General features: G+C 65.4%; 22 protein-coding genes. 14 read left to right on the top strand and 8 right to left on the bottom strand.

All coding sequences use genetic code 11. The features are described from left to right. Nucleotides 1-428 precede the first annotated feature (428 nt). Complete coding sequence (gene putA / locus KHN93_RS19355; RefSeq protein WP_211921131.1) at nt 429-3,629, bottom strand: bifunctional proline dehydrogenase/L-glutamate gamma-semialdehyde dehydrogenase PutA; 3,201 nt, start codon at nt 3,627-3,629, stop codon at nt 429-431. Nucleotides 3,630-3,919: 290 nt separating this feature from the next. On the opposite strand from putA, the gene KHN93_RS19350 reads away from it, so the two are divergent. Genes KHN93_RS19350 through KHN93_RS19325 form a run of 6 tightly spaced genes read left to right on the top strand, consistent with a single transcriptional unit; the run spans nt 3,920 to nt 8,666 of the window. Beyond that, nucleotides 3,920-4,396 carry a DUF2244 domain-containing protein gene (locus KHN93_RS19350; protein ID WP_016902801.1) on the top strand — a complete coding sequence of 159 codons (477 nt, stop codon included), beginning with the start codon at nt 3,920-3,922 and terminating at the stop codon, nt 4,394-4,396. A 16-nt stretch (nt 4,397-4,412) separates the two neighbouring features. Continuing rightward, nucleotides 4,413-5,363: a cytochrome c oxidase subunit II gene (gene coxB / locus KHN93_RS19345; protein ID WP_211921129.1), complete on the top strand. Its 951-nt coding sequence runs from the start codon at nt 4,413-4,415 to the stop codon at nt 5,361-5,363. A gap of 39 nt (nt 5,364-5,402) precedes the next feature. Then, the gene (ctaD, locus tag KHN93_RS19340; RefSeq protein ID WP_016902803.1) at nt 5,403-7,007 is read left to right on the top strand and encodes a cytochrome c oxidase subunit I; all 1,605 of its coding nucleotides are present in this window, start codon (nt 5,403-5,405) and stop codon (nt 7,005-7,007) included. Then, nucleotides 6,988-7,158, top strand: coding sequence for a hypothetical protein (locus KHN93_RS19335; RefSeq protein WP_024938846.1), 171 nt, complete (start codon nt 6,988-6,990; stop codon nt 7,156-7,158). The genes ctaD and KHN93_RS19335 overlap by 20 nt, the downstream gene beginning before the upstream one ends. Beyond that, a complete protein-coding gene (locus tag KHN93_RS19330; protein WP_104561349.1) occupies nt 7,155-7,751 on the top strand; it encodes a cytochrome c oxidase assembly protein in 597 nt (198 codons plus the stop codon). The genes KHN93_RS19335 and KHN93_RS19330 overlap by 4 nt, the downstream gene beginning before the upstream one ends. A 39-nt stretch (nt 7,752-7,790) precedes the next feature. Next, a complete protein-coding gene (locus KHN93_RS19325; RefSeq protein ID WP_016902806.1) occupies nt 7,791-8,666 on the top strand; it encodes a cytochrome c oxidase subunit 3 in 876 nt (291 codons plus the stop codon). 98 nt (nt 8,667-8,764) lie between these two features. On the opposite strand, the gene KHN93_RS19320 is transcribed toward KHN93_RS19325, so the two are convergent. Next, nucleotides 8,765-8,983 carry a twin transmembrane helix small protein gene (locus KHN93_RS19320; RefSeq protein WP_006449736.1) on the bottom strand — a complete coding sequence of 73 codons (219 nt, stop codon included), beginning with the start codon at nt 8,981-8,983 and terminating at the stop codon, nt 8,765-8,767. 60 nt (nt 8,984-9,043) lie between these two features. On the opposite strand from KHN93_RS19320, the gene KHN93_RS19315 reads away from it, so the two are divergent. The 4 genes from KHN93_RS19315 to cyoE are packed head-to-tail and all read left to right on the top strand — an operon-like array spanning nt 9,044 to nt 12,445. Then, entirely contained in the window at nt 9,044-9,769 is a 726-nt protein-coding gene (locus KHN93_RS19315; protein WP_211921127.1) for an SURF1 family protein, read from the top strand. Nucleotides 9,770-9,796: 27 nt separating this feature from the next. After that, a complete protein-coding gene (locus KHN93_RS19310; protein ID WP_039816002.1) occupies nt 9,797-10,372 on the top strand; it encodes a hypothetical protein in 576 nt (191 codons plus the stop codon). Between the two features lie 10 nt (nt 10,373-10,382). Continuing rightward, nucleotides 10,383-11,546, top strand: coding sequence for a COX15/CtaA family protein (locus KHN93_RS19305; RefSeq protein ID WP_104561353.1), 1,164 nt, complete (start codon nt 10,383-10,385; stop codon nt 11,544-11,546). Nucleotides 11,547-11,548: 2 nt separating this feature from the next. Then, nucleotides 11,549-12,445 carry a heme o synthase gene (gene cyoE / locus KHN93_RS19300; RefSeq protein ID WP_016902810.1) on the top strand — a complete coding sequence of 299 codons (897 nt, stop codon included), beginning with the start codon at nt 11,549-11,551 and terminating at the stop codon, nt 12,443-12,445. 201 nt (nt 12,446-12,646) lie between these two features. On the opposite strand, the gene KHN93_RS19295 is transcribed toward cyoE, so the two are convergent. Both KHN93_RS19295 and KHN93_RS19290 read right to left on the bottom strand, forming a co-directional pair. Further along, nucleotides 12,647-14,227: a thioredoxin family protein gene (locus KHN93_RS19295; protein ID WP_104561355.1), complete on the bottom strand. Its 1,581-nt coding sequence runs from the start codon at nt 14,225-14,227 to the stop codon at nt 12,647-12,649. 262 nt (nt 14,228-14,489) lie between these two features. Continuing rightward, a complete protein-coding gene (locus KHN93_RS19290; RefSeq protein WP_016902812.1) occupies nt 14,490-15,494 on the bottom strand; it encodes a bile acid:sodium symporter family protein in 1,005 nt (334 codons plus the stop codon). Nucleotides 15,495-15,839: 345 nt separating this feature from the next. Here KHN93_RS19290 and KHN93_RS19285 point away from each other — a divergent pair, with 345 nt between their 5' ends. Next, nucleotides 15,840-17,051 carry a lipase family protein gene (locus KHN93_RS19285; RefSeq protein WP_104561357.1) on the top strand — a complete coding sequence of 404 codons (1,212 nt, stop codon included), beginning with the start codon at nt 15,840-15,842 and terminating at the stop codon, nt 17,049-17,051. Nucleotides 17,052-17,328: 277 nt separating this feature from the next. Here the strand turns inward: KHN93_RS19285 and dnaG are convergent, their stop codons facing one another. The 4 genes from dnaG to rpsU form a co-directional block, all read right to left on the bottom strand. Then, nucleotides 17,329-19,077: a DNA primase gene (dnaG, locus tag KHN93_RS19280; RefSeq protein WP_039518482.1), complete on the bottom strand. Its 1,749-nt coding sequence runs from the start codon at nt 19,075-19,077 to the stop codon at nt 17,329-17,331. 111 nt (nt 19,078-19,188) lie between these two features. Then, entirely contained in the window at nt 19,189-20,139 is a 951-nt protein-coding gene (locus KHN93_RS19275; RefSeq protein ID WP_104561359.1) for a YihY/virulence factor BrkB family protein, read from the bottom strand. Nucleotides 20,140-20,389: 250 nt separating this feature from the next. Next, nucleotides 20,390-20,836 (bottom strand): GatB/YqeY domain-containing protein, encoded by a 447-nt coding sequence (locus KHN93_RS19270; RefSeq protein WP_016902816.1) that lies wholly within the window; start codon nt 20,834-20,836, stop codon nt 20,390-20,392. A 257-nt stretch (nt 20,837-21,093) separates the two neighbouring features. Beyond that, nucleotides 21,094-21,309: a 30S ribosomal protein S21 gene (rpsU, locus tag KHN93_RS19265; protein WP_002808376.1), complete on the bottom strand. Its 216-nt coding sequence runs from the start codon at nt 21,307-21,309 to the stop codon at nt 21,094-21,096. A 280-nt stretch (nt 21,310-21,589) separates the two neighbouring features. Between rpsU and tsaD the strand changes: the two genes are divergently transcribed. The 3 genes from tsaD to KHN93_RS19250 all read left to right on the top strand — a co-directional run bounded on the left by tsaD (nt 21,590) and on the right by KHN93_RS19250 (nt 25,495). Then, the gene (tsaD, locus tag KHN93_RS19260; RefSeq protein ID WP_104561361.1) at nt 21,590-22,648 is read left to right on the top strand and encodes a tRNA (adenosine(37)-N6)-threonylcarbamoyltransferase complex transferase subunit TsaD; all 1,059 of its coding nucleotides are present in this window, start codon (nt 21,590-21,592) and stop codon (nt 22,646-22,648) included. 86 nt (nt 22,649-22,734) lie between these two features. Then, the gene (folB, locus tag KHN93_RS19255; RefSeq protein WP_047127501.1) at nt 22,735-23,091 is read left to right on the top strand and encodes a dihydroneopterin aldolase; all 357 of its coding nucleotides are present in this window, start codon (nt 22,735-22,737) and stop codon (nt 23,089-23,091) included. Between the two features lie 232 nt (nt 23,092-23,323). Next, entirely contained in the window at nt 23,324-25,495 is a 2,172-nt protein-coding gene (locus tag KHN93_RS19250) for a glycoside hydrolase family 3 N-terminal domain-containing protein (RefSeq protein ID WP_065048571.1), read from the top strand. Nucleotides 25,496-25,663 lie beyond the last annotated feature (168 nt).

Here is a 25,663-nt window from a genome sequence, read left to right as displayed (position 1 = left end):
CAGAGCCAGAGCCAGAGCCAGAGCCAAAGCCAGAGCCAGAGCCAAAGGTAAGCCGAAGCCGAAGCCGATTAGCGCCACGGTACTCGGGCATTCAAGGCGCATCCCTTGGCACCTTGCCACGCTGTGATCGGGGCTCATCTACATGTAACGCAGCACCTGACGCGTCGGTTTATGCATGTCAATGACATGGTCCAAGGTTGAGCCTCTTTCTCACCTCTGTCCCCTGACTTTCACGTCGATGCCGAGTGGTGGGTGCTTGCAGCGATGCTGTTGTGTAGCAATGACCTACCGCTTGCTTCTACGCAATGCAGATGTACGGGCACGGAACCTTATGCGGACATCTGGGCACAACAAAAACCCCGCGATGCGGGGTTCTTGTTTTCCTCAACAAGCCAAGAGAGATGGCCTGATAGTTGTGGGCCTGGCCCTCAGTCGCCCAGTGTCAGAAGCGAGGCGTTGCCGCCTGCGGCCGTCGTATTGACGGTGACGACCTTCTCGGTGGCAAAACGAAGCAGGTAATGCGGGCCGCCGGCTTTCGGGCCGGTGCCTGACAGGCCCTGGCCGCCGAAGGGCTGTACGCCGACGACCGCACCGATCTGATTGCGGTTAACGTAGACATTGCCTACCGCAACACGCGTGGTGATGCGATCGATGGTCTCGTCGATGCGCGAGTGCACGCCCAGGGTCAGTCCGTAACCGGTGGCGTTGATCTGATCGATGACGGCGTCGAGTTGGTCGGCTTTCCAGCGGATGACATGCAGGACCGGTCCGAAAATTTCGCGCTGCAGCTGCGCGAGCGAGGCCAGCTCGTACGCACGCGGGGCGAAAAAGCTGCCGTTGGCAGCGGCTGGATCCAGCGTGGTGGTGCCGATCAGGCGGGCTTCGCGATCCATACGCGCCGCATGATCGTCGAGGATCTTGAGCGCATCTGCGTCGATGACGGGGCCAACATCGGTGGACAGCAGCGCAGGATCGCCGATCTTCAGCTCGCCCATTGCGCCGGCCAGCATGGTCATCACCTTGTCGGCGATGTCGTCCTGCACGAACAGCACGCGGGCCGCCGAGCAGCGTTGGCCCGCGGACATGAAGGCGCTGGAGATCGCATCCTTGACGACGGCTTCCGGCAACGAGGACGAGTCGGCGATGAAGGCGTTCTGGCCACCGGTTTCGGCAATCAATACGCCGATCGCGGCATCGCGGGAGGCCAGGGTCCGATTGATGACGCGTGCGGTCTCCGTGGAACCGGTGAAGGCGACGCCCGCCACGCGCGGATCATTGGTCAGCGCGGCGCCGACGGTGGCGCCGTCGCCCGGCAGGAACTGCACAACCGCTTCGGGGATACCCGCTTCGTGCAGCAGCTTCACTGCGGCGTAGCCGATCAAGTTGGTCTGCTCTGCAGGCTTGGCGATCACGCTGTTGCCGGCAGCCAATGCGGCGGCGACCTGGCCGAGGAAGATGGCGAGCGGGAAGTTCCAGGGGCTGATGCAGACGAAGACACCGCGGCCATGCAGCTGCAACTCGTTGGATTCGCCGGTCGGCCCGGGCAGACGTTCGGGCGCACCGAACTGCGCGCGTGCCTGGGCTGCGTAGTAACGCAGGAAGTCGACCGCCTCACGCACTTCGGCCACGGCGTCGGGCAGGGTCTTGCCTGCCTCCTTGACGCAGATCGCCATGAATTCGGGCATGTGTGCTTCAAGCAGGTCGGCGGCATGCTCCAGGATGGTGGCGCGGCTGGCCGCAGGCGTGCGGTTCCAGGCCGGCTGCGCGGCAGCGGCGGTTGCCAGAGACGTCTGCACGGTGGCCGGATCGGCCGGCTGCCAGTGCCCAACCGTTTCGCGTCGGTCCGCCGGGTTGCGCACCTCCTCGCTCTGCGTGCTGATCACCGCGCCGGGCACCAGTGGGGTGGCCTTCCACGGCTTGATGGCGGCATTGAGTTGCTCGGCCAGCTGCCGCAGATCGTTGTCGTTGGCGAGATTGGCGCCCATGGAGTTTTTCCTGTGTTGGTTCTGGCTGCGCAACAGATCGGTGGGCAGCGGAATCTTGGGATGCGGAATGGAGCCGAACGAGGACACCGCTTCGACCGGATCGCGGATCAGATCTTCGATGGCGACGTCCTCGTCGGTGATGCGATTGACGAAGCTGGAATTGGCGCCGTTCTCAAGTAGGCGACGCACCAGGTACGGCAGCAGATCCTCGTGCGAGCCGACCGGTGCGTACACGCGGCATGGCAGTCCCAGGCGATCGGCCGGAATCACTTCGGCATACAGGTCATCGCCCATGCCGTGCAGTTTCTGGTGTTCGTAATGCTTGGTCGTTGCGATTGCGCGTACCGCCGCGATGGTCTGCGCGTTGTGCGTGGCGAACATTGGATACAGCGCATCGCTGTGCGCGAACATGCGGCGCGCGCAGGCCAGATACGACACGTCGGTATTCTGCTTGCGGGTAAAAACCGGGTAGCCGGGGTGACCTTCGATCTGTGCGCGCTTGATCTCCGCGTCCCAGTACGCGCCCTTGACCAGACGCACCGGAATGCGACGGCCGACGCGGCGCGCCAGATCGGCGAGAAAATCGATCGTGTACGGCGTGCGCTTCTGATACGCCTGCACCGCCAGGCCATAGCCCTCCCATCCATCCAGCGATGGGTCGGAGAAGGTGGCCTCGATGATGTCCAGCGATAGCTCCAGACGGTCGGCTTCTTCGGCATCGACGGTGTAGCCGATGCCGTAGGACTTGGCCAGTTGCGCCAGCTCGAGCACGCCCGGCACCAGCTCGGCCATCACGCGTGCGCGCTTGGCATGCTCGTAGCGCGGATACAACGCGGACAATTTGATCGAGATGCTGGGCGCTGCAAAGACATCGGTGCCGACGAAACTGCCGCTGCGGCCGATCGCGTGGATGGCATCGCGGTACGCCTGCAGATAGCGCTGCGCATCCTTCATGGTCAATGCGCCTTCGCCGAGCATGTCGAAGGAATAGCGGTAATCGGCGTTGTCGCCCTTGCGCGAGCGCGACAGGGCTTCACCGATGGTGCGGCCCATGACGAACTGGTGGCCCATGATCTTCATCGCCTGGCGCACCGCCAGGCGAATCACCGGCTCGCCGACGCGGCCGACCAGGCGCTTGAACGCGCCGGGCACGTCGGCACGGGTGAGGTCATTGAGCTGCACCAGCTTGCCGGTGAGCATCAGGCCCCAGGTCGATGCGTTGACCAGCACCGAGTCGCTGCCGCCGACATGTTTTTTCCAGTCCGCATCGCCGAGCTTGTCGCGGATCAGCTTGTCTGCGGTGTCCTGGTCGGGAATGCGCAACAGCGCTTCGGCCACGCACATCAGCAGCACGCCTTCTTCGCTGCCTAGGTCGTACTGGCGCATGAAGGCTTCGATCGCGCCCTGGTCCTGCGCACGTGCGCGGACGCGGGTGACCAGATCGGCGGCCACTGCCTGCACCTTGGCCTGTTCGGCGGCGGGCAGACGCGCCTGGTCGAGCAATTCGCGGACGTGTTCGGTTTCGTCCTTGAGCCAGGCGGCGGTGATCGCCGCACGCAATGCGCCGGGTGCGGCAGGCAGCTCGGGCGCCAGCAGCGGGCGCGCAACTGAGGGAGAGGCAAGCGGGTCGAGCTGAGCGTTCATGCGAAGGGTGCCTGGGAATCCGTGCTCATTCTAGAGAGCCGCAGCCCCTGCGCACTTGTGTGGAAGCGGCAACTTTTCCGCCGTTTTGTGCACGTGGCCGGCGCAGGCCCAAAACGGACTCGATCCTTGCCGGCCGCAGCCGCGGGCATCGGCGCATGCACCGGGAAGTGGTTGATTTACGCGTGTTTTTAGCTGCACTGCAGCAATCGCATGATTGCCGGAAACGCTTGCCGCATGCATTCGTGCGGGTCTACCATCGGGCCATTCCCGCAGTGCGCTGCGTGTTGCCAATGATCGAAGTACTGCCGTTGATGTCCGAAGGGGTCGGGACGCAGTTGCGGTTGCGGCCTCCGCGGGCATTGTCGGCCAGGCAGTTCGTGCAGCTGTTCGCAGTCTTGGCGGGAACGATGTGGGTATTTGCGGGCCTGGGGTGGTGGACCGGCAATGCATTCGCGCCGGTGTTCGCCCTGTTGCACAGTGGTGTGGTGGCGCTGGCGCTACGGCAGTTGTGGCGAAGTGGCGAGCGCGAAGAAGCGATCCGGGTAGGGGAGACCGTTGTCGAGGTGTTTCCATCCGGACATGCGCCACCAGCGTTTCAGGCACATCCGCATTGGGTGAGGTTATGCATGGAACGCGACGACAGGGTGGTGCTGGTCAGCAGCGGCAAGCAGATCGAGATCGGAAGTTTTCTCGGGCCGGCCGAACGTGTGGAACTGGCAACTACGCTGAAACGCTTGCTCGCGGCCGCCAATGGCCGTCACCGATGACGTAAGGGTCTAGGCAATGACGCAACGCAGCAGCTGGAAGGCGACGTATACGAAACTGGCTTTGGCGACGGTGGCGCTGTCGAGCGCTTCAGTCGCCTGGGCGCAATCGGCCGACCCGAAGGAATGGCAGCTCAACATGGGCCGTGGGGTCACCCAGACTGCGCGCATGGCCTACGAGGCGCACATGGTGGCGCTGTGGGTCTGCGTGGTGATCGGCGCGCTGGTGTTCGGTGCGATGGGCTATGCGATCTTCAAGTTCCGCAAGTCCAAGGGGGCGGTGGCCGCGCAATTCAGCCACAACACCACGGCCGAGGTGCTGTGGACGGTGATCCCGGTGCTGGTGCTGATTGCGATGGCCTGGCCGGCGACGGCCAAACTGATTGCGATGTACGACACCCGCGAGTCGGAAATGACCGTCAAGGTCACCGGCTACCAGTGGATGTGGAAATACGAGTATCTGGGCCAGGGCGTGGAGTTCACCAGCCGGCTGGCGCGCGAATCCGACCGCATCCGCCAGAGTGGCGAGCGTCCGACCGCTGCATCGCAACCGCATTATCTGCTGGACGTGGACAACCGCCTGGTGCTGCCGGTCAACACCAAGATCCGTTTCGTGATCACCGCCGACGACGTGATCCATGCGTGGTGGGTGCCGGCCCTTGGCTGGAAGCAGGACGCGATCCCCGGCATCGTCAACGAGGCATGGACCAATATCGAGCAACCGGGCGTGTATCGCGGGCAGTGCGCCGAGTTGTGCGGCAAGGATCATGGCTTCATGCCGATCGTGGTGGAAGCGCTGCCCAAGGCCGAATTCCAGCGCTGGCTGGCGGCCCGTCGCAGTGCCAGCGCAGCGCCTGCTGCACCGGCCGGCACCCCGGCGCCGGCGCCCACACCTGCAGCACCGCCTGCCGGCGAGGCCGCTCCAGCCGCGGCGCCTGCTCCGGCCGCCGCACCGACCGCCGCTCTTTAATCGCCCGCAACCGCACCGCTTCGTAGAGGTCGTTCCGTCATGGCGCATACCGCAGTCGATCACCACGGACACCACCAGCCCGGTTTCGTCGAGCGCTGGTTTTTCTCGACCAATCACAAGGACATCGGCACGCTGTATCTGCTGTTTTCCTTCGTGATGTTCATCATCGGCGCGGCGATGAGCGTGGTGATCCGCGCTGAACTGATGCAGCCCGGGCTGCAGTTCGTCAAGCCGGAATTCTTCAACCAGATGACCACCGTGCATGCCCTGGTGATGATCTTCGGCGGGGTGATGCCGGCCTTCGTCGGCTTGGCCAACTGGATGATTCCGTTGCAGATCGGCGCGCCGGACATGGCGTTGCCGCGCATGAACAATTGGTCGTTCTGGTTGTTGCCGGTGGCGTTTACCTTGCTGCTGCTGACGCTGTTCCTGCCCGGCGGTGCACCGGCCGGTGGCTGGACGCTGTACCCGCCGCTGTCGCTGCAGGGCGGCTACAACGTGGCCTTCAGCGTATTTGCGATCCATGTTGCCGGCGTCAGTTCGATCATGGGTGCGATCAACATCATCGCCACCGTGCTCAACATGCGCGCGCCGGGTATCGACCTGCTGAAGATGCCGATCTTCTGCTGGGCCTGGCTGATCACCGCCTTCCTGCTGATCGCGGTGATGCCGGTGCTGGCCGGCGCGGTGACCATGCTGCTGACCGACAAGTTCTTCGGTACCAGCTTCTTCAATGCGGCCGGCGGCGGCGACCCGGTGATGTACCAGCACATCTTCTGGTTCTTCGGGCATCCGGAGGTCTACATCATGATCCTGCCGGCGTTCGGCGTGGTCAGTGAGATCATCCCGACCTTCAGCCGCAAGCCGCTGTTCGGCTATCAGGCGATGGTCTATGCGATCGCGGCGATCGCGTTCCTGAGCTTCATCGTGTGGGCGCACCACATGTTCACCGTGGGCATGCCGCTCGGCGGCGAAATCTACTTCATGTTTGCCACGATGCTGATCTCCATCCCGACCGGGGTGAAGGTGTTCAACTGGGTCAGCACGATGTGGAAGGGCTCGCTGACGTTCGAATCGCCGATGCTGTGGGCGGTGGCGTTCGTGATTCTCTTCAGCATCGGTGGATTTTCGGGCCTGATGCTGGCAATCGTGCCGGCGGATTTCCAGTATCACGACACCTATTTTGTGGTCGCGCATTTCCATTATGTGCTGGTCACCGGTGCGGTCTTCGCGCTGATTGCGGCGGTGTACTACTGGTGGCCGAAGTGGACCGGGCGGATGTACAACGAGACCTGGGCCAAGTTCCATTTCTGGTGGACGATGGTGTTCGTCAATCTGCTGTTCTTCCCGCAGCATTTCCTTGGCCTGGCCGGCATGCCGCGGCGGATCCCCGATTACAACGTGGTGTTTGCCGACTGGAACCTGATCAGCTCGATCGGCGCGTTCGGCATGTTCGCCACGCCGTTCCTGATGGCCGGCATCCTGCTCGCCTCGCTGCGCAGCGGCGCCAAGGCCGACGCACGTGCCTGGGAAGGCGCCAAGGGACTGGAGTGGACGGTGCCGTCGCCGGCACCGGCGCATACCTTCACCGTGCCGCCGGTGATCAAGCCTGGAGATCTTGCGCATGAAGACATCGGTCACTGAGTCCGCGCCGCCGGCTGTGGCACGTCTGCTCTCCGCTGCCGAACGGCAGGCGCAACAGCGTCGTGCGGTGCGCCGCACGGCGATCACCGTCGGCATCATCGCGCTGCTGATCTATGCGGGTTTCATTGCGTCGGGAGTCATCGGGCGGTGAACGCGCGGGCGCCCGCACCTGCACCGACGGCCGGCCTGTTCAAGCTGCTGGGCGTGGTGTTGGGCGTGTTCGTGCTGACCTTTTCGCTGGTGCCGCTGTATCGCATCGCGTGCGAAAAAGTCTTCGGCATCCGCATGGAGCGCGCGCCGGGCAGTACGCGTGGCAATGCAGCTGCGATTGCAGGGGCTGGCAAACGCACGGTTCGGGTGGAGTTCGATGCCGGGGTCAATTCCAAACTGCCGTGGACCTTTCATCCCGAGCATATGACGATGGATGTGGTGCCGGGCGAACTCAATGAGGCGCTGTACTTCGCACGCAACGACAGTGCGCGGGCAGTGGTCGGCAGTGCGGTGCCATCGGTCGCACCGGCGCGGGCATCCGGATACTTCAACAAGACCGAATGCTTCTGTTTTACCGCGCAGACCTTGCAGGCCGGCGAAACGCGCGATATGCCGCTGCGTTTCATTGTCGACCCTGCGCTGCCGCCAGAAGTCACCACGATCACCCTGTCCTACACGTTCTATCGCAACGACACCCTGACCTCGGAGTTGCAGGGCGGTGGCGCATCCAGCGCACCGCGCGCGGCGCCTTGATCCTTCATCCACACGCAGCACCGACACGGAAGCAACGCCATGGCCGACCATAGTCCCAACGCCGATGCGTATTTCGTCCCGAGCCAGAGCAAGTGGCCCTTTGTCGGGTCGATTGCGATGTTCGTGATGATGATCGGCGTGGCCAGCTGGCTCAACGATGCGGCATGGGGGCGCTGGACGTTCTTTGTCGGCATGGCGATGTTGCTGGCGACCTTGTTCATGTGGTTTGGCGATGTCATCCGCGAATCCAACGCCGGGCACTACAACCGCCAGGTGGACGGCTCCTTCCGCATGGGGATGGTGTGGTTCATCTTTTCCGAGGTGATGTTCTTCTGCGCCTTCTTCGGCGCGCTGTTCTACACGCGTGTGCTGACGCTGCCCTGGCTGGGCGGCGAAGGCGATGGCGTGATGACCAACGAACTGCTGTGGAACGGCTATTCCGCTGCATGGCCGACCAATGGCCCCGGCACGATCGGTGGGCAGTTCCAGACCATTCCCGCCTGGGGCCTGCCGCTGATCAATACGCTGATCCTGCTCAGTTCCGGCGTGACCTTGACCATTGCGCACCACGCGCTCAAGGGCGGCCGTCGTGGGGCGCTATTGCTGTGGCTGGGCCTGACCGTGCTGCTGGGTTGCGTGTTCCTGTTCCTGCAGGCCGAGGAATACATCCACGCCTACACCGAGCTCAATCTGACGCTCGGATCGGGCATCTACGGCTCGACCTTCTTCATGCTCACCGGCTTCCACGGTATGCACGTGCTGCTGGGCACGATCATGCTGGCGGTGATGTGGCTGCGGGTGGCGCGCGGGCACTTCACCCGCGACAACCACTTCGCCTTCGAAGCGGCGGCCTGGTACTGGCACTTCGTCGACGTGGTGTGGCTGGCGTTGTTCCTGTTCGTGTATGTACTTTGAGGGCGGGGATTGGGGAGTCGGGATTGGGGATTCGCTAGAGCGATCCGCATTTGCTGTTACCAATCCCCAATGCCGAATCCCCAATCCCATCGGCCGCGTCAGCGGCCGAGTCCATGCGGCTTGATCCAGCCGGTGTAGATGCCGAGGATCACAACGGCGATCAGTGCGACCGATAGACCGATGCGCCAGGTCAGTGCGTTGACGGTGCGCTTGGTTTCGCCACGGTCGGTGAGCAGGTAATACAGGCCCGCACCCAGGTTCCACAGGATCACGATCAGGAAGGCGACAATCAGCAACGTCTTGAGCGAATCGTTCACAACAGCCCCGGTGGTCGTCGGCGTGGTAACGGCATTGCACGCCTTTTTGCGTCGCTTGTCATGACGCGCAAGCACACGGCGGTGTTGGGATGGTGTCTGGCCGTGCTGGTCAGTGCGGGGTTTGTGGCGCTTGGTCAGTGGCAGCTGCAGCGCATGCACGACAAACAGGCGTTGCTGGAACGCGCGGCGCATGTGCGGCAGACGCCGTTGACCCTGGTGCAGGCCCTGGCCACGCCGCATGCGCTGGCCTGGGCGAGCGGACAGGTGCGGTTCCTGCCGCAGCAGGTGCTGCTGGACAACCAGCTGCATGCCGGGCGCGCCGGTGTGCGCGTCTATCAACTTGTCGCGCCGCAGGGCAGCCCGGTCACGCTGCTGGTCGATCTGGGCTGGCTGCCGTTGCCGGCCAATCGGCAGCTGCCGACAATCGCGCCACTGCAAGGCACCCGGACACTGCAGGGCTTGCTGAGTGCGCCGCCCTCGGCCGGACTCGCAATGGGGCCGGCGTTGGCCGCCGGCAATGCGCCGCAGACCTGGCTGGCCACGCGTCTGGATACCAGCGCCCTGCGCAGCGCGCTGGGCAGGCGCGACATTTCGTCGCAGGTCCTGCGCCTGGATCCAGCCCTACCGGTCGGGTATGCACGCGACCTGGAGATGCTGCCGAATACGCTGCCACCCGCGCGGCACTTGGGTTATGCGGTGCAATGGTTCGGTCTGGCCGCGGCGGTGCTGGTTACCGCGACGCTGCTGAGCTGGCGTGCGCGCCGCCGCCGTCGACGCGGGCACTGACGCCTGCGGCATGAGAAAATCGCCGGCATGACCTCCTCCACATCGGCCACGCCGCATTCGGTCAAACGCGGCCGCAGGATGCTGATTGCCCTGGCGGTGCTGTTCTTCGGCTCGATGTTGCTGGCCGGCGTGCTGCGCTTCTCCGGATGGCAGCCGGCATCGATGCGCAATCACGGCGAACTGCTCAAGCCGCCCGCCGACCTGCGCGGGTTGGTGCCGGTGCGCGCGGACGGGCAGCCGTATGCCTGGACACCTGCCGAACGTGTGTGGCGGATTGCGCTCGCACCGCCTGCCGGCTGCACGCAGCAATGCGTGATGTTGGCGGCCGAACTGGACAAGGTATGGCAGCTGCTCGGCCATCGCGCCGACAAGGTGGAGGTGTTGTGGATCGGCGCCCCGCCGGCCGGTCTGCCGCCGATGCCGGCCCTGCGTGTGCTGCGCGACGACGCGCGGCTGCGGCAGGGCCTGCCGCGTGCCAACGATGCCGCCGGCGTGCCGGTGTATGTAATCGACCCGAATGGCTTCGTGATCCTGCGGTACGCCCCGGGGTTCGACCCGGCTGGCCTGCGTGCCGATCTGGTCAAGCTGCTGAAACTGATGTGAGCCCGTTTCGATGAATCTGTTTGCGCCACCGGTATTGTTCCGCCACTTCCATCGCATGGCCTGGCTGGCTGCGTTGTTCACTGCGAGCACGATCCTGTTCGGGTCGTTCGTGCGCCTGTCCGATGCCGGCATGAGCTGCCCGGACTGGCCGACCTGCTACGGCCGCGTCACCTGGCCGCAGACCAGCGACGAAGCCAATACGCATGTGGCCAGCAAGATCCGGCCGCTGGAATCGCACAAGGCCTGGCGCGAGCAGGTGCACCGCTTCCTGGCCGGCGCGCTCGGAGTGGAGGTGCTGGTGCTGTCGTTGCTGGCGGTGCGCCGCCGCCGCATGGGCATCGCCCAGGTGGTTTCTGCTGCGGTGCTGGTGGCCTTGTCGATTCCGCTGTACATGTCCGGCTGGCACGCGCTGGCGTTCGGCGTGGCGATTGCGGGCGAGGCCATCCTGCTGCTGGCGGCGCTGCGCTGGAGCAACATCGACCTGGCGCGTGCGGCGGTGCTGACGCTGGCGGTGGTGATCTTCCAGGCGCTGCTGGGCATGTGGACGGTGACGCTGCTGCTCAAACCCATTGTGGTGATGGGCCATCTGCTCGGCGGCATGCTGATGTTCTCGCTGCTGGTGTGGATGGCCTGGCGCGCGACCCACCTGCCGATCACGCTGGCCGATGCCTCGCGGCTCAAGTGGCTGCTGCGTGCGGGTGTGGCGGTGCTGGGCCTGCAGATCGCCCTCGGCGGCTGGGTCAGTGCCAATTACGCGGCGCTGGCCTGTGGCGGCGGTAGCTGGTCGGCCGACAATTTCCCGCGCTGCGTCAGTCAGTGGTGGCCGCCGCATGACTTCCGCGAAGGCTTCACGCTGTGGCGCGGGATCGGGGTGGATTACGAAGGCGGTGTGCTCGATGGCGCAGCGCGTATCGCCATCCAGATGGCGCACCGGTTGTGGGCGATTGCGACGGCGCTGTATCTGTGGTGGCTGGCCTGGCGGCTGTCGCGTTCGCCGGGCATGCGGGTGTGGGCCGGTGTGCTGGCGGTGCTGGTGGCGGTGCAGGTGACGCTGGGCATGCTCAACGTCAAGTTGGCGTTGCCGCTGGAAGTGTCGGTGCTGCATAACGGCGGCGCGGTCGCATTGTTGTTCGTGCTGGTCTCGCTGCTGGCGCGGCTGCGCGCGCCGGAGTGAGCATGGCTGTCAGCGCACGCGATTACTGGGATTTGACCAAACCCAAGGTGGTGGCACTGATCGTGTTCACCGCCCTGGTGGGCATGTTCCTGGCCATCCCCGATGTGCCGACGTGGGTGCAGGTACGCACCGGTGCGTTGGGTTTTCTGGGTATCTGGCTGGCGGCGTCGGCGGCGGCGGCGATCAACCAGTTGCTGGACGCCAAGATCGACGCGCAGATGGCGCGGACCTCGTGGCGCCCGCTGGTGGTGGGCAAGGTGCGGCCGTGGCAGGTGCTGCTGTTTGCCGGCGTGTTGATCGTGATCTCCATGACCATCCTGGTGGTCTGGGTGAATGTGATCACCGCGGTGCTGACGTTTGCGTCGCTGATCGGTTACGCGGTGATCTACACCGTGTACCTGAAGCGTGCGACCTCGCAGAACATCGTGATCGGCGGTCTGGCCGGCGCCACGCCGCCGATGCTGGGCTGGGCCGCAGTGACCGGCTTGCCGACCAGCGCCGACTGGATCAATGCCTCGCTGCTGGTGCTGATCATCTTCATCTGGACGCCGCCGCATTTCTGGGCGCTGGCGATCTTCCGCCGTGCCGATTACGCCAAGGCGGCGATCCCGATGCTGCCAGTCACCCATGGCGTGCCGCATACGCGCAAGCAGATCCTGGTGTACACGGTGCTGCTGGCGATCGTGACCCTGCTGCCGGTGGCGGTGGGCATGAGCGGGCTGTTCTACCTGGGCGGCGCGGTGGTGCTCAACGTGGTGTTCCTCTGGTACGCCTGGCGCATGCTCGACCCGCCGGACGAGCTGTTCTCGATGAAGATGTTCGGTTACTCCATCGTCTACCTGATGGCGCTGTTCGCGTTTCTGATGGTGGACCACCTGCTGTTGCCGTGGGTGCGCTAGCGGCAGCGAATGCCCGCTGCTGCCATCAAGGCGATCGATAGAGCTGCGATCGAGGCAGCCGTCAGGCGGATGCGGCCGGTGGCTGGAACCGGCCCATCTCGCTCTTACACACCTGTCGTGCGCGCCGTTGAGCATCCGGCGCGCAATCGCTACTTAGCGCACTCAAATTCGCCGCGTAGCTGGTTGCTCGCTCACGCCGGCTCAGCTCAGCCAGCTGGCGCACTCGCTGGTGTTCTTGCTGTCGCAGCTGCTCTGCATCTTCTGCTGCAGGCGCGTCAGCACTGCATTGCCTTCCTGGCGATGCTGCTTGCTCCAGGTCTTCAGCGTGGCGCCCAGCGTGGCGAAGCGCTGCCGGGTGCGTTGGCGGTAGCCATCGGGCTGCCCGGCCAGCTCGCCGATCACCTGCGTGGCAGCGGTCTCGATGCCGGCGGTGTCGTCCGGGCTGAGCCGGATCAGGCCATCCACGTACATCACGCCCCACTGCACGCGGGTGGCCGGTCCCTGCGCGCTTTCGTAAGCCTTCCTGAGCCAGGACAGCGCGGTCTTCTTATCGCCACGTTGTTCGGCCAGATCGGCCAGTTCGGGCATGTAGTAGTAAGGCGTCTTGCTGCGCGTCAACTCGGCCAGCAGCAACTGTTCGGCGCCGCTGCGGTCGCCCACCTCGCCGAGCAGTGCCGCGGCGGTGCTGATGGTGGATTGGCGCTCCTCATCGGTCCTGGCGGTGTCGGTCGCCCATTGCACGCGTTGTTGCACGGTGTCGACCACGGGCTTGGGCAGTGGCGGCTGCGGGCCCTTGGCCTCGGTTTCGGTGGGCTGGCCTTGTGCCAGGCGTGCCAGCTGGATGCGGGCGTACGCGGTGCCGAGCCGGTCGGCGATCGGCAGTGCGGTGTCGGCGTAGACCTTGTCCAATGCCAGATTCAGCGCATTGGACAAGGCAGTGCGCTCACCGGCATCGCTACTGGCAGCTGCGACCAGCCGTGCAGGCATGTAGCTCAGCGTGCCGAGATTGGCGCGCACCTCTGCCGGATCGGCCAGCACCGCTTCCAGCAACGTGCGTGACGCCGCGCTGGGTGCAGGCGGTTCCTTGGCTGCGGTAATCGCCGCCAGGGCGAAGCTGCGTTGCAGCGCCGGCTGCGGCGCCGACCTGGACAGGCGCGTGAGTACATCCACGGCCTGCTCCGGCTTGACCAGCCGATCGTCGGTGCCCCAGGCATAGTTGCCGAGCACGGCCCAGTCGTCCGCGCTGAGCTGCTGCGGGGTCTGCAATGCGGTGTCGAGCAGTTGCCTGGCGGTGCTGGTGCTCTTGGCCGCCACCCGCAGCACATCGGCCAGACGCGCGTTGTCGGCATCGCCGGCCAGGCGGGTGATCTCGCTGCGATCCGGGCGCAGCACGATGATGGTCGGGTAGCCCTTGATGCCGAAGCGTTCGCCCCAGGCCTGCGCGCCCTCCGAATCGCCGTCCAGATGCACCGCCACGAATTGCTGCGTGCGGGCGATGAAGGTCGGGTCCTTGAACAAGGTGGCCTTCAGTCGATTGCAGGGCGGGCACCAGGCCGCACCCCAGTACAGCAGGATCGGCTTGCCGCTTTCACTGGCTTCGGCGAAGGCATCTTCGACATCGCCCTCGCGCCAGGCGATGCTGGACGCAGGCGCCGGCGTGGCGGCCGCCTTGGTCTGTGTCGGGGCTGGCGGCGTGGCGGGCTTGTTGCAGGCAGTGAGCGTGGCCAGCACCGCCAGCAGCGCGATCAGGGACGGGGCAGGGCGTCGGAACGATAGCGTCATGGCAATCACCGATGGGGGCGGCAAGGTGGATCGAACACTCTAGCGAGCGGCACTGTGCCAGCGTCGGAGTGCGTCATAACCGTTGTATATCTGCTTACAACCGGCACCGGCACGCAACGCGAACCGGTGTCGCGCCGGGCGCAGCGGGCCGGCGATGGCAAGCAGGCAACGCGCTGGCGGCAAGCAGGCCTCTGCAGGGCACGCAGCGCGGGCTGTGCTGGGTGTCATCGATCAGACCACCGCCGTGCAGTGGCCGTTACCTTTAATGACCACCGGGAGTGATCTGCGGCTCGCCCGGCGCGGTGCGCGCATAACGCGCGGCAACGAATGCACAGACGATCAGCTGCAGCTGGTGATACAGCATGATCGGCAACACGATCGCGCCCAGGCCACCGCCGGCGAACATCACCTTGGCCATCGGCACGCCGGTGGCCAGGCTCTTCTTCGAACCGCAGAACACGATCGCGATCTCGTCGGCGCGGTTGAAGCGCAGGCGCCGCGCGATGAAGGTGATCGAGAGCATCGCCACTGTCAGCAACAGCGCGGCGGCGCCGAGCACCGCAAGCAAGGCCGGCAACGGCGTCTTCTGCCACAGGCCTTCGTTCACCGATGCGCTGAAGGCGGTGTAGACCACCAGCAGGATGGTGCCCTGGTCGGTGTAACGCAGCACGGCGCGATGCCGTTCGACCCAGCCGCCGATCCACGGGCGCATGAAATGGCCAGCCAGGAACGGCACCAGCAACTGCAGCAGGATCTTGCCGATCGCTTCGGCCGGGTGCGCCATCGCGCCCTGGCTGCCGACCAGGGCGCCCATCAGCAACGGCGTGAAAAACACCCCCAGCAGGCTGGAAAGCGAGGCGGCACACACGGCTGCCGGCACGTTGCCGCGCGCCATCGAGGTAAAAGCGATCGATGATTGCACCGTGGACGGCAGCGCGCACAGAAACAGCACGCCGATATACAGCTCCGGTGTCAGCGCAAGATGCGCGAGCGGTTTGAACAACAGCCCCAGCAGCGGGAACAGTACGAAGGTGCAGGCCAGGATCACCAGATGCAGGCGCCAATGCAGCGCGCCGGCCTTGACCGCCTCGCGCGACAGGCGCGCGCCGTGCAGGAAGAACAGCGCGGCGATCGCCACGTCGGTGACATCGTCCATGACCGCCGCGGCGGTGCCGGAGACCGGCAGGAACGAGGCGAGCGTGACCGTGCACAGCAGCGCGAGGGTGAATGGATCAATGCGCAACCGCGCCAGCCAGTGTTTGATCATCGTGCGTATTCAGGGGGAGGGCTGTCTGCAGAGTGCCATTGTAGAGGCCAGCGTGCACCGTGCGAGTCGGCCGCGCAGCGCAAGCCGGGGACGCATGCGTGCTCGCACCGGCTCCGGCAGCAGCGTGCGCTTGCGCCTGCCTGCAGCATTGCGGATGGCGCCGCTCGGTGTGGTGGGCGATTCGTGCGATGCGTCGAGATTCCGCTGCGCGGCGCTTCTGGCACGCACATCCTTTGTTAGATTCCGGTTGCACACGCCGCGCGCATCCGTGCCCGAACGGTGCCCGCACGCCGCGTGCGTGTTCGCTCGTGTTTCCACGCAAGGCCTAAGGAAAGGAGCCGGTCCATGCGCTACGACCAATATCAACAGACCTTTGCGCTTTCCGCCCTGGCCAACTGGGTGGGCGATCGCAGGGGCAGCCAGCCGGCGTTGCAGGCGGACTACCAGGCCACGTTGCTGCAGACGCTGGCATCGGCCGACACCCAGGACAGGATCGGCGACTGGCAACTGGTGTGGGGGCCGCAGGTCTGGCAGGCGGCCGATTCGTCGCTGTCGGGCAATGCCATGTACGTGGCCCATACCGACGCCATGCCGGGCATCGGCGAGGCATATGTGGTCGCGCTGAGCGCCACCAACCCGGAGTCGCTCTACGACTGGTTCACCGAAGACTTCGATGTGTCCTCGGTGGTGGATTTTGCGACCTACACGCCGTTGCTCGGCACCGCGCCGGTTGCGGCGAAGAAACCCGTCAAGCCGGGTTCGGCGGTCATCTCGATGGGCGCCGCCACCGGTGTGTGGCATCTGCTCAACATGGTCAGTCCCTCCACCGCACTGGCGCCGAACACGACGCTGCTGGATTTCCTGCAAGCGCTGGATGGCAGCAAGGCGACGGTGATCTTTGCCGGGCACAGCCTGGGCGGTGCGCTGTCGCCGACCTTGGCGACCTGGTTGAAGACCAACGGCAAGCTGGACAATTTCAGCGCCGTGCACTGCTATCCCACCGCCGGCGCCACGCCGGGCAACGGCAGGTTCGCCGCGCTGTATGCACAGGCATTGCCCTCTCCAGCGCCGGGCGCGGCGCCGTATCAGATCTGGAATGCCGACTTGTGGAACACGCTCGATTGCGTGCCGCATGCCTGGACCGTGCCGATGCTGAGTCAGATCAAGACGCTGTACGGGAATGCGCCGATCAAGGAGATCGATGTGCTGGTCGATGTGGCCATCGCCAATGCGGTAGCGTCCACTGTGAATTACCGGCAGATCGCCAACCAGCCGCTGACCGGTACGCTCACCGGCACCCCCACCACGGTCCTGCAATTTCTCGAGCAGATGGCTTCCCAGCACACCACCGCCTATCAGGCCTTGATTGCCCCATGGCTCACGCCGGTGTCCGGTACGCCGCAGACCCAGAGTGCCGACGGCGCGTCCGCGCGCGATGCCCTGATCGAGCGGCTGACCGCGCATGCCGGCCAGGCCGCACTGGCCGATGCCGACAAGATCGAAGCGGTCAGCGCGGCGCTCGGCTCGATGGCCAAGACCTTGTTCAAGCAGCTATGAGCGCGCACCTGCATGCGGCGGCCACGGCTGGCCGGCTGCGTCGGCAACAGGTGGTCTGACAGCGTTCGCCGGGTGCTCAGTGCGCGCCCGAACGCAGGCGCGGCAGTGCGCAGTGCCTGCTGGTCGATCTCGTCGAGTCCGTGTGCGCGTTGCCTTGTCTGCAGCTCTTCAATGCGCTGCTGCAGCAGTTGCCGGTGCAACTGGGCCATGGCGTCGTGCAGCGTGCGCGCTTGGCCCGCAGACGACAGCGTAAGCCGATCCCCTCGCGTTACCCGCACTACAACGCAGCAAGCGCCTTGAACAGCTCGCGCAATTCGTACTTGTCGGTGTCGTCCAGGCCCTGCGCGCGCTGCTTGTCCTGCAGTTCGTCCAGGCGCTGGCGCAGCAATTGCTTGTCCAGTTGCGCGACGACGTCATGCAGTTCCATCGCCCAGCTGTGTTCGTCGCCGGGCAATGCCTGTGCGGCCAGCTTCTGCAGCGCGGCCTGTTCGTCGCGCTCGGCGAAGTGTTCCAGCAGTGCGCCTGTGCTGATTTCCGGGCGTTGCCGCACCAGTGCCAGCAGTTCCATCAACAGGTCGATGCCGGGCAGGCGCAGGCCGGAAAAATCGTGGTCGCCTTCCAGGCTCATCGCCAGCGACGGCCGCTGCAGCAGGATCGCGATCGACGCGCGCACCAGGCTGCGTTTCTGCGCGGGTGCACCCATGCGGGCAGGTGGCCGTGCCTGCGATGTGGACGCCTGCGCCGCCTGACTGACGCCCACGCCGGTCAGGCGCGACAGCTCCTGCTTCATCAGGTCGCCGAATGCGCCTTCGGGGATCTGTGCCAGCATCGGCTTGGCGCGTTCGGCCAGCCGCGCCTTGCCATCGAGCGTGTGCAGGTTGATCTCGCGTGACATCTCGTCGAAGAAGAACTGCGACAGCGGCGTGGCCTGCTTCAGGCGCTGATCGAAGGCCTGCGCGCCTTCCTTGCGCACGATGGTGTCCGGGTCCTCGCCATCGGGCAGGAACAGGAAGAACGCCTGGCGGCCGTCCTTCATGCGTGGCAGCACCGATTCCAGTGCACGCCAGCCCGCCTTGCGGCCGGCGTTGTCGCCGTCGAAGCAGAAGTACACATCCGGCGCGTTGCGGAACAACAACTCGGCATGTTCGGGCGTGGTCGCCGTGCCCAGCGTGGCCACCGCCTGGGTGACGCCAAACTGGAACAGCGAGACCACGTCCATATAGCCTTCCACCACGATCAGCCGCTCGATCTTCTGATTGGCCTGGCGCACCTGCCACAGGCCGTACAACTCGCGGCCCTTGTGGAACAGCGCGGTTTCCGGCGAATTGAGGTATTTCGGCCCCGGGTCACGGCCGTCGGCCGGCGCGCCCATGATGCGTCCGCCGAAGGCGATCACGCGGCCGCGGCGGTCGAAGATCGGGAACATCACCCGGTCGCGGAACTTGTCGTAGACATGGCCGCGATCGTTCTTGGAAAACAGCCCGGCGCGTTCGAGCACGCTCATGCGGCGCGCATCGGTGCCCAGCGTGTCCTTCAGTGCGCTGTAGCCATCGGGCGCGTAGCCGATCTGGAAACGCGCGCGGTTATCGGCATCCACGCCGCGGCCGTCCAGATAGTCGCGGGCGCGTTCGCTGCCCTCGAGCTGACGCTGGAAGAACTTGGTCGCCGCCTCCAGTGCCGAATACAGCTCGCGGCTGTCGTCCTGCTGCTGCGGAGTACGTTGCTGGGTCTCGCGCGGGATTTCCATGCCGGCACGCTTGGCCAGCTCGTCGACCGCATCGAGAAATTCGAGGCGGTCGTAATTCATCAGGAAGCTGATCGCGGTGCCGTGCGCGCCGCAGCCGAAGCAGTGATAGAACTGCTTGGTCGGCGAGACCGTGAACGAGGCCGAGCGCTCGTCATGGAACGGGCAGCGCGCCGAGTATTCCTTGCCCTGACGCTTGAGCGGCACACGACCGCCCACCACCTCGACGATGTCGGTGCGTGCAAGCAGTTCGTCGATGAATGCGTCGGGGATGCGGGCCATCCCGCTAGGATATCCCAGCCGCCGGCGCGCGCCGATTTCAGTGAGCGAGGGCCCTCAGCAAAGCGGCGTATGCCGCTCGGGCACGCGCCGCGCCAGGCGCAGCATGCGCAATCAACTGCGCGTTGGTGCTTGCGGCGGCTGCAGCGTAGCGTCTGGTTCGGCGGCGACCGGCGGCAGGTTGTCCGTATCCACGCCGGCCTCGCGCAGCTTGCGATGCGAGCGCACGCGCTCGTCGATCACCGCGGTCAGCAGGGCGCCGACGAAGAACACCACCGAGGCGTAGTACATCCATACCAGCAGGATGACCAAGGTGCCCATCGAACCGTACGCGCTGCCAGGCGCGGCCTTGGCGATGTACAGACCGATGCCGTAGCGACCCAGCGCGAACAACAGCGCGGTGATCACACCGCCGACGAAGGCCTGCCGCCAGTTGACGGTGCGATCGGGCAGATAGCGATACAGAAAAGCGAAGGCGAGCGAATACAGCGCCAGGGTGGTGATGTAGCCGATTGCCGGCAGCACCGATGGCAGCCGTGCGAACACCACCTGCAACGCGGTGGTGGCAATCATCGACACGATCAACAAGAAGCCCAGGGCCAGGATCACGCCGAACGAGAACACGCGCTTCTTCAGCCACGCCATCAGGCCTTCCAGGCGCTGCTTGTCGGTGCGGAAGATCAGGTTCAGGGCGTTCTGCAACTGCGCAAACACCGCCGTGGCGCCGATGAACAGCAGCAACGTGCTCCACAGTCCGGCCAACGACCCTACGCCGGGTTGATCGGTGGCATTGCGGATCACCGTGTCGGCCACTTCCGCCGCGCTACCGCCAGCCAGTTGCGCGATCTGCTGCACCAGCGCTTCCTGTGCAGGTGGATACAGCGATGCGGTCAGCCACAGCAGCAGCACCAGCAGCGGTGCCAACGACAGCAAGGCGTAGAACGACAGCGACGCGGCCTGCGTCATCACGTCGATCTCGAGAAAGCGATTGAGCAGTGCCATCGGCAGGCTGCGCTGCAGGCGGCTCAGATGTTTCTGCAGGTGTTCGGTTGAGAGCTTCGTCACCGGCGGGGGAATCCTTGGGCATATCGTTGTGTGCGCAGGCGTCGTGAGGTGAAGCCGGCATGCGGAATGCTTCACCCGGACCTGTGCTGGCGAAGGTGTTCTAACAGGGCATGTTCAAAGATCGGGTGAAAGCGGGCGCTGGATGTTGCGCGTGTGCTGCTATTGAAACGGCGCTGCAAGCCAGCCGCACTCGGGCGGCTCGCTGCAGTGCCCTGGCCATCGGGCACAGGGCACTGTGCAGGCGAAAAATTCAGCCCGCTAGATGCTGCTTGACTAGCGTCGAGACCAGGCCCATATCGGCCTGACCAGCCAGCTTGGGCTTGAGTGCGCCCATCAGCTTGCCGATGTCGGCCGGGCTGCTGGCACCGGTCTGCGCGATGGCTGCCTGGATGGCGGCGACGATCTCGGCTTCGCCCATCTTGGCCGGCAGGTAACGCTCGATCACCACGATCTCCTCGCGCTCGATCTGCGCCAGGTCGTCGCGTGCGGCGGCTTCGAACTGGGTGACCGAGTCCTTGCGCTGCTTGACCATCTTGTCGAGCACGGCGATCACGGCGGCATCGTCCATCTCGACGCGCTCGTCCACTTCCTTCTGCTTGATCGCGGCATTGATCAGCCGGATCACGCCCAGGCTGTGCTTGTCGCCGGACTTCATGGCGGCTTTCATGTCATCGGTGAGCTGTTGCTTGAGGGGCATGGTGTAACTCCTGGGAGTGCGTGTTGCTGATGTGCCGATGCGCCATGACGGGCACGGTGCATCGGCAGGAAGTCGGGCCGGGCAGGCGCGGATGGCGGCAGCGATGCCGGTCGGCTCTGCAGCTGCGCAGAACGCAGCGGTCGCCTGGCAGCGGACCAATACAAAAAGCCGGCGACGCTTGCGCGTGCCGGCTCTTGGGTCCCACTCCGATGGGCCGCGCCTTCAGCGCATGCCCGTCGGCAAGGAACCGCGTTCGATCAGTACAAGCGCTGGCGCTTGGTGACGTCGCGCGAGGAACGACGCAACTGACGCTTCACAGCAGCGGCAGCCTTACGCTTACGCTCCTGGGTCGGCTTTTCATAGAACTCGCGCTTGCGGGTTTCGGCCAGCACGCCGGCCTTTTCGCAGGTGCGCTTGAAACGGCGGAGCGCAAATTCGAAGGGCTCGTTCTCGCGGACTTTAACGCTGGGCATGGGTTCTCCAGATAATGGGATTTCCGTCCGGGAGCCCCGGGCGGGTGCGAGCGGACTCGCGTGACGGAATTTCCGGGTTGCCCCGGCGAGCCGCGCATTATAACGACTTGCCAACGACCTGCAAGCCCCCTGCGGCATCTGCGCGAGCAAGCCTGATAAAGCCTGCGCTTGCGGGTGATCCGGCGGCGATCACACGGCTGCGCAGCAGATCGCCCCTGGCCGATCTGCGCAGGGCAAAAGCTGCGAAAATAGGCCGCATGTCCCTGCCTGCCGAGTTGCCGTGAAAGTTCTTGGGATCGAATCATCGTGCGATGAGACCGGCGTGGCGGTCTACGACACCGCGCTGTCGGGCGTGCCGGCGCTGCGTGCCCATGCGGTCTACAGCCAGATCGCGCTGCATGCCGAATACGGCGGCGTGGTGCCGGAGCTGGCCAGTCGCGACCATGTGCGCAAGCTGTTGCCGCTGATCCGCCAGACCCTGGACGAGGCCGGGTTGCGGATCGACGAACTCGATGGGGTGGCCTATACCGCCGGCCCGGGCCTGGTCGGCGCACTCCTTGTTGGTGCCGGTGTGGCGCGGTCGCTGGCCTGGGCGCTGGACGTGCCGGCGATCGGCGTGCATCACATGGAAGGCCATCTGCTGGCGCCGCTGATGGAAGACGACCCGCCGCAGCCGCCGTTCGTGGCGCTGCTGGTCTCCGGCGGCCACACCCAGCTGGTGTCGGTGAAGGCGCTGGGCGAGTACGAGGTGCTTGGCGAGACGCTGGACGATGCAGCCGGCGAGGCCTTCGACAAGACCGCCAAGATGATGGGCCTGCCGTATCCGGGCGGGCCGCAACTGGCGGCGCTGGCCGAAACCGGCACCCCGGGGCGCTACAAGTTCGCGCGGCCGATGACCGACCGGCCCGGGCTGGATTTCAGTTTCAGCGGGCTCAAGACCCAGGTGCTGCTGGCCTGGCGCGGCAGCGACCAGTCCGATACCACGCGGGCAGATATCGCGCGCGGGTTCGAGGATGCGGTGGTGGAGACACTGGTGATCAAATGCCTGCGCGCGCTGGATGCGGCTGACTGCAACACCCTGGTGGTGGCCGGCGGCGTGGGTGCCAACAAGCGTCTGCGCGCACGCCTGCAGGATGCGGCGCAGCGGCGCGGCGGCCGGGTGTGCTTCCCGCGGCCTGCCCTGTGCACCGATAACGGCGCGATGATCGCCTTCGCCGGCGCGCTGCGGCTGGAGGCCGGCGAGCGCGCCGACGCGGCAGTGCATGTGACGCCGCGTTGGGATATGGCGGGCTTGCCGCCGCTGGCGGCGGAATCGGGAATCGGGAATCGGGAATCGTAAAAGCGCTACTTTGATTCCGTTCGCGCTGCCCTGTCGTTGCTTGTGCTTCTCACCATTCCCTAATCCCTATTCCCGATTCCCCACCTATGGACAAAGTTTTTATCGAAGGCCTGGAAATCGATGCGCTGATCGGCATCTACGACTGGGAGCGGCGCATCCGCCAGACGCTGCGGTTCGATCTGGAAATGGGCTTTGACAACCGCATGCCGGCCGCCAGCGACGACATCGCCGATACCCTGAACTACAAGGCGGTGAGCAAACGGCTGATCGAATTTGTGCAAGCCTCCGACTTCGGGCTGGTGGAGACCCTGGCCGAGCGCTGCGCGGCGATCGTGCTGGACGAGTTCGGCGTGCACTGGCTGCGGTTGAAGCTGAGCAAGCCCGGTGCGGTGCGCGGCGCGCAGGCGGTGGGAGTGATCATCGAGCGCGAGCGGGCCCGCTGACGGCCACCGGCCGCGGCAGCGCTCGGCGAGTTCCGATCCTTGGCCTAACCCCGCAAGATCCAGGCGGCGTCGGACCAGGGGTCCACGACTACGCCACCGATCCCAAGCCCAAGGCGCGGTTCAACCGGACCCGACAAATCCCCAATCCCCAATTCCAAATCCCGACACTTGCCCCCTCGCGGTCGCGTCAGGCTAGAATTGACGGCCATGTAAACGTTTTCTCAAGGATCTCATGGCTGCTGATCGTATCGAAACCCTGATTGCCCAGATGACCGTCGAAGAGAAGGTCGGACAGTTGGGTGTGTTCGCCGACATGGTGCGGCCGTTTGCGCCGGACGTGAATCCCGAAGCCAATGTGCTCAACGCCGACGAGGTGCTGCAGCAGGTGCGTGCAGGCCGGGTCGGCTCGTTGTTCAATGGCGTCGGCGCCGCGCTGGGCGTGCAGATCCAGAAGGTGGCGGTGGAAGAAAGCCGCCTGGGCATCCCGGTGATCCTGGCGGCGGACGTGATCCACGGCATGCGCACGGTGTTCCCGATCCCGCTGGGCGAGGCGGCCAGCTTCGAGCCCGAGTTGGCCGAGCGCACTGCGCGCGCCACCGCGATCGAGGCGACTGCCGCCGGCCTGCACTGGACCTACGCACCGGCCGTGGACATTGCCCGCGACCAGCGCTGGGGCCGTGGCGCGGAAGGCGCTGGCGAAGACGCGGTACTGGGCGCGGCGTTTGCCGCCGCCCGCGTGCGCGGCTTCCAGGGCAGCGATCTGAAGGCCGACGATTGCCTGCTGGCCACCCCCAAGCACTTCGCCGCCTACGGTGCCGTGGCTGCGGGTATGGAATACAACACCGTGGACATCGCGCCGCAGACCCTGCGCGATGTGCACCTGCCGCCGTTCAAGGCCGCCTTCGATGCCGGCGCACTGACCGTGATGTCCTCGTTCAACGACATCAACGGCGTGCCGGCCAGTGCCAACCACGAGTTGCTGACCGAGATCCTGCGCGGCGAATGGCAGTTCCCCGGCGTGGTGATTTCCGACTACACCGCCGACATGGAACTGATTGCGCACGGCTATGCCGCCGATGAGCGCGATGCGACCAAGAAGGCATTCCTGGCTGGCCTGGATCTGAGCATGCAGAGCGGCTTCTATGCCGCGCATCTGCCATCGCTGGTGGAAAGCGGCGAGGTGCCGATGGCCACGCTGGATGCCAGCGTGCGCCGCATGCTGCAGCTCAAGGAGGCGATCGGGCTGTTCGACAACCCGTACCGTTCGCTGGATCCGGCACGCGAAGCCGACACCGCGCATCTGCCCGCGCACGATGCGTTGTCGCGCGATGCGGCGCGGCGTTCGATCGTGTTGCTGAAGAACCAGGGCGAGGTGTTGCCACTGAAGAAAAGCGGGCAGCACATCGCGCTGATCGGGCCGTTCGTGCAGGACCGCGAGAACATCGAGGGGTGCTGGACACTGTTCGGCGACAAGCAGCGCTACGTGACCCTGGAGCAGGGTGTGCGCGCGGTGGTCGACAGCGAGCATCTGACGGTGGTGCCGGGCTGTGGCCTGGAAGACGCGCTGCCGGGCGGTATTTCCGCCGCCATCGATGCGGCGCAGGCCGCCGATGTGGTGGTGCTGGCGCTGGGCGAGCCGCAGCGCTTCAGTGGTGAGGCGCAGTCGCGCACCGAGATCGTGTTGCCGCCGGCGCAGCAGGCATTGGCCGAAGCCATCGCCGCCACCGGCACGCCGATGGTGGTGCTGCTGCGTAATGGCCGCGCGCTGGCCCTGAGCGGTGCGGTGCGCGATGCCGATGCGATTGCAGTGACCTGGTACCTGGGCACGCAGACCGGTACCGGCGTGGCCGACGTGTTGTTCGGCGACTACAACCCCTCCGCGCGTCTGCCGATCAGCTTTCCGCAGGTGACCGGGCAACAGCCGTATTTCTACAACCATCTGCGCACCGGCCGCCCGGAACTGCCAACACTGTCCGAATACAAGGCACGCTGGCGCGAGATGCCCAACGAGCCGTTGTATCCGTTCGGCCATGGCTTGAGCTACACCACCTTTGCGTATGCGCAGCCGCAGCTGAGCAGTGCGCAGCTGGGCTGGGACCAGACCCTGACCATCACCACGCGCGTCACCAATACCGGCCGCGTGGCCGGCGAAGAAGTGGTGCAGCTGTATGTGCACGATCGCGTGGCCAGCCGGGTGCGCCCGGTGCGCGAACTCAAGGGGTTCCGCAAGGTGTTGTTGCAGCCTGGCGAAAGCGCGGACGTGGTGTTCACCCTGACACGTGACGCACTGGCCTTTACCAACCACAGGAATGTGTTTGGCGCCGAGCCGGGCGTGTTCGATGTGTGGGTGTGCGCCTCGGCCAAGAGTGGCGAGGCGGTGACGTTCGAGTTGCTGGAGGCCTGAACACCCACGGGCTTGGTATGACGCACTCACGCGACACGCAGCGGAGTGCGGATACTGCACCGGGTTTGACGATGGCGGACGTGGCCCAAGGGCGTGCCGTCATCGGGTCAGAGAAGATGTAGACGCGTGCCTGGTCGATGTGGGACCACGGGGTTGCTCGCATCTGCG

This window comes from Xanthomonas arboricola pv. juglandis (assembly GCF_905367715.1).
In the GTDB taxonomy this organism is placed as follows: Bacteria; Pseudomonadota; Gammaproteobacteria; order Xanthomonadales; family Xanthomonadaceae; genus Xanthomonas; species Xanthomonas arboricola.
This window is presented reverse-complemented; position numbering and strand designations above follow the sequence as displayed.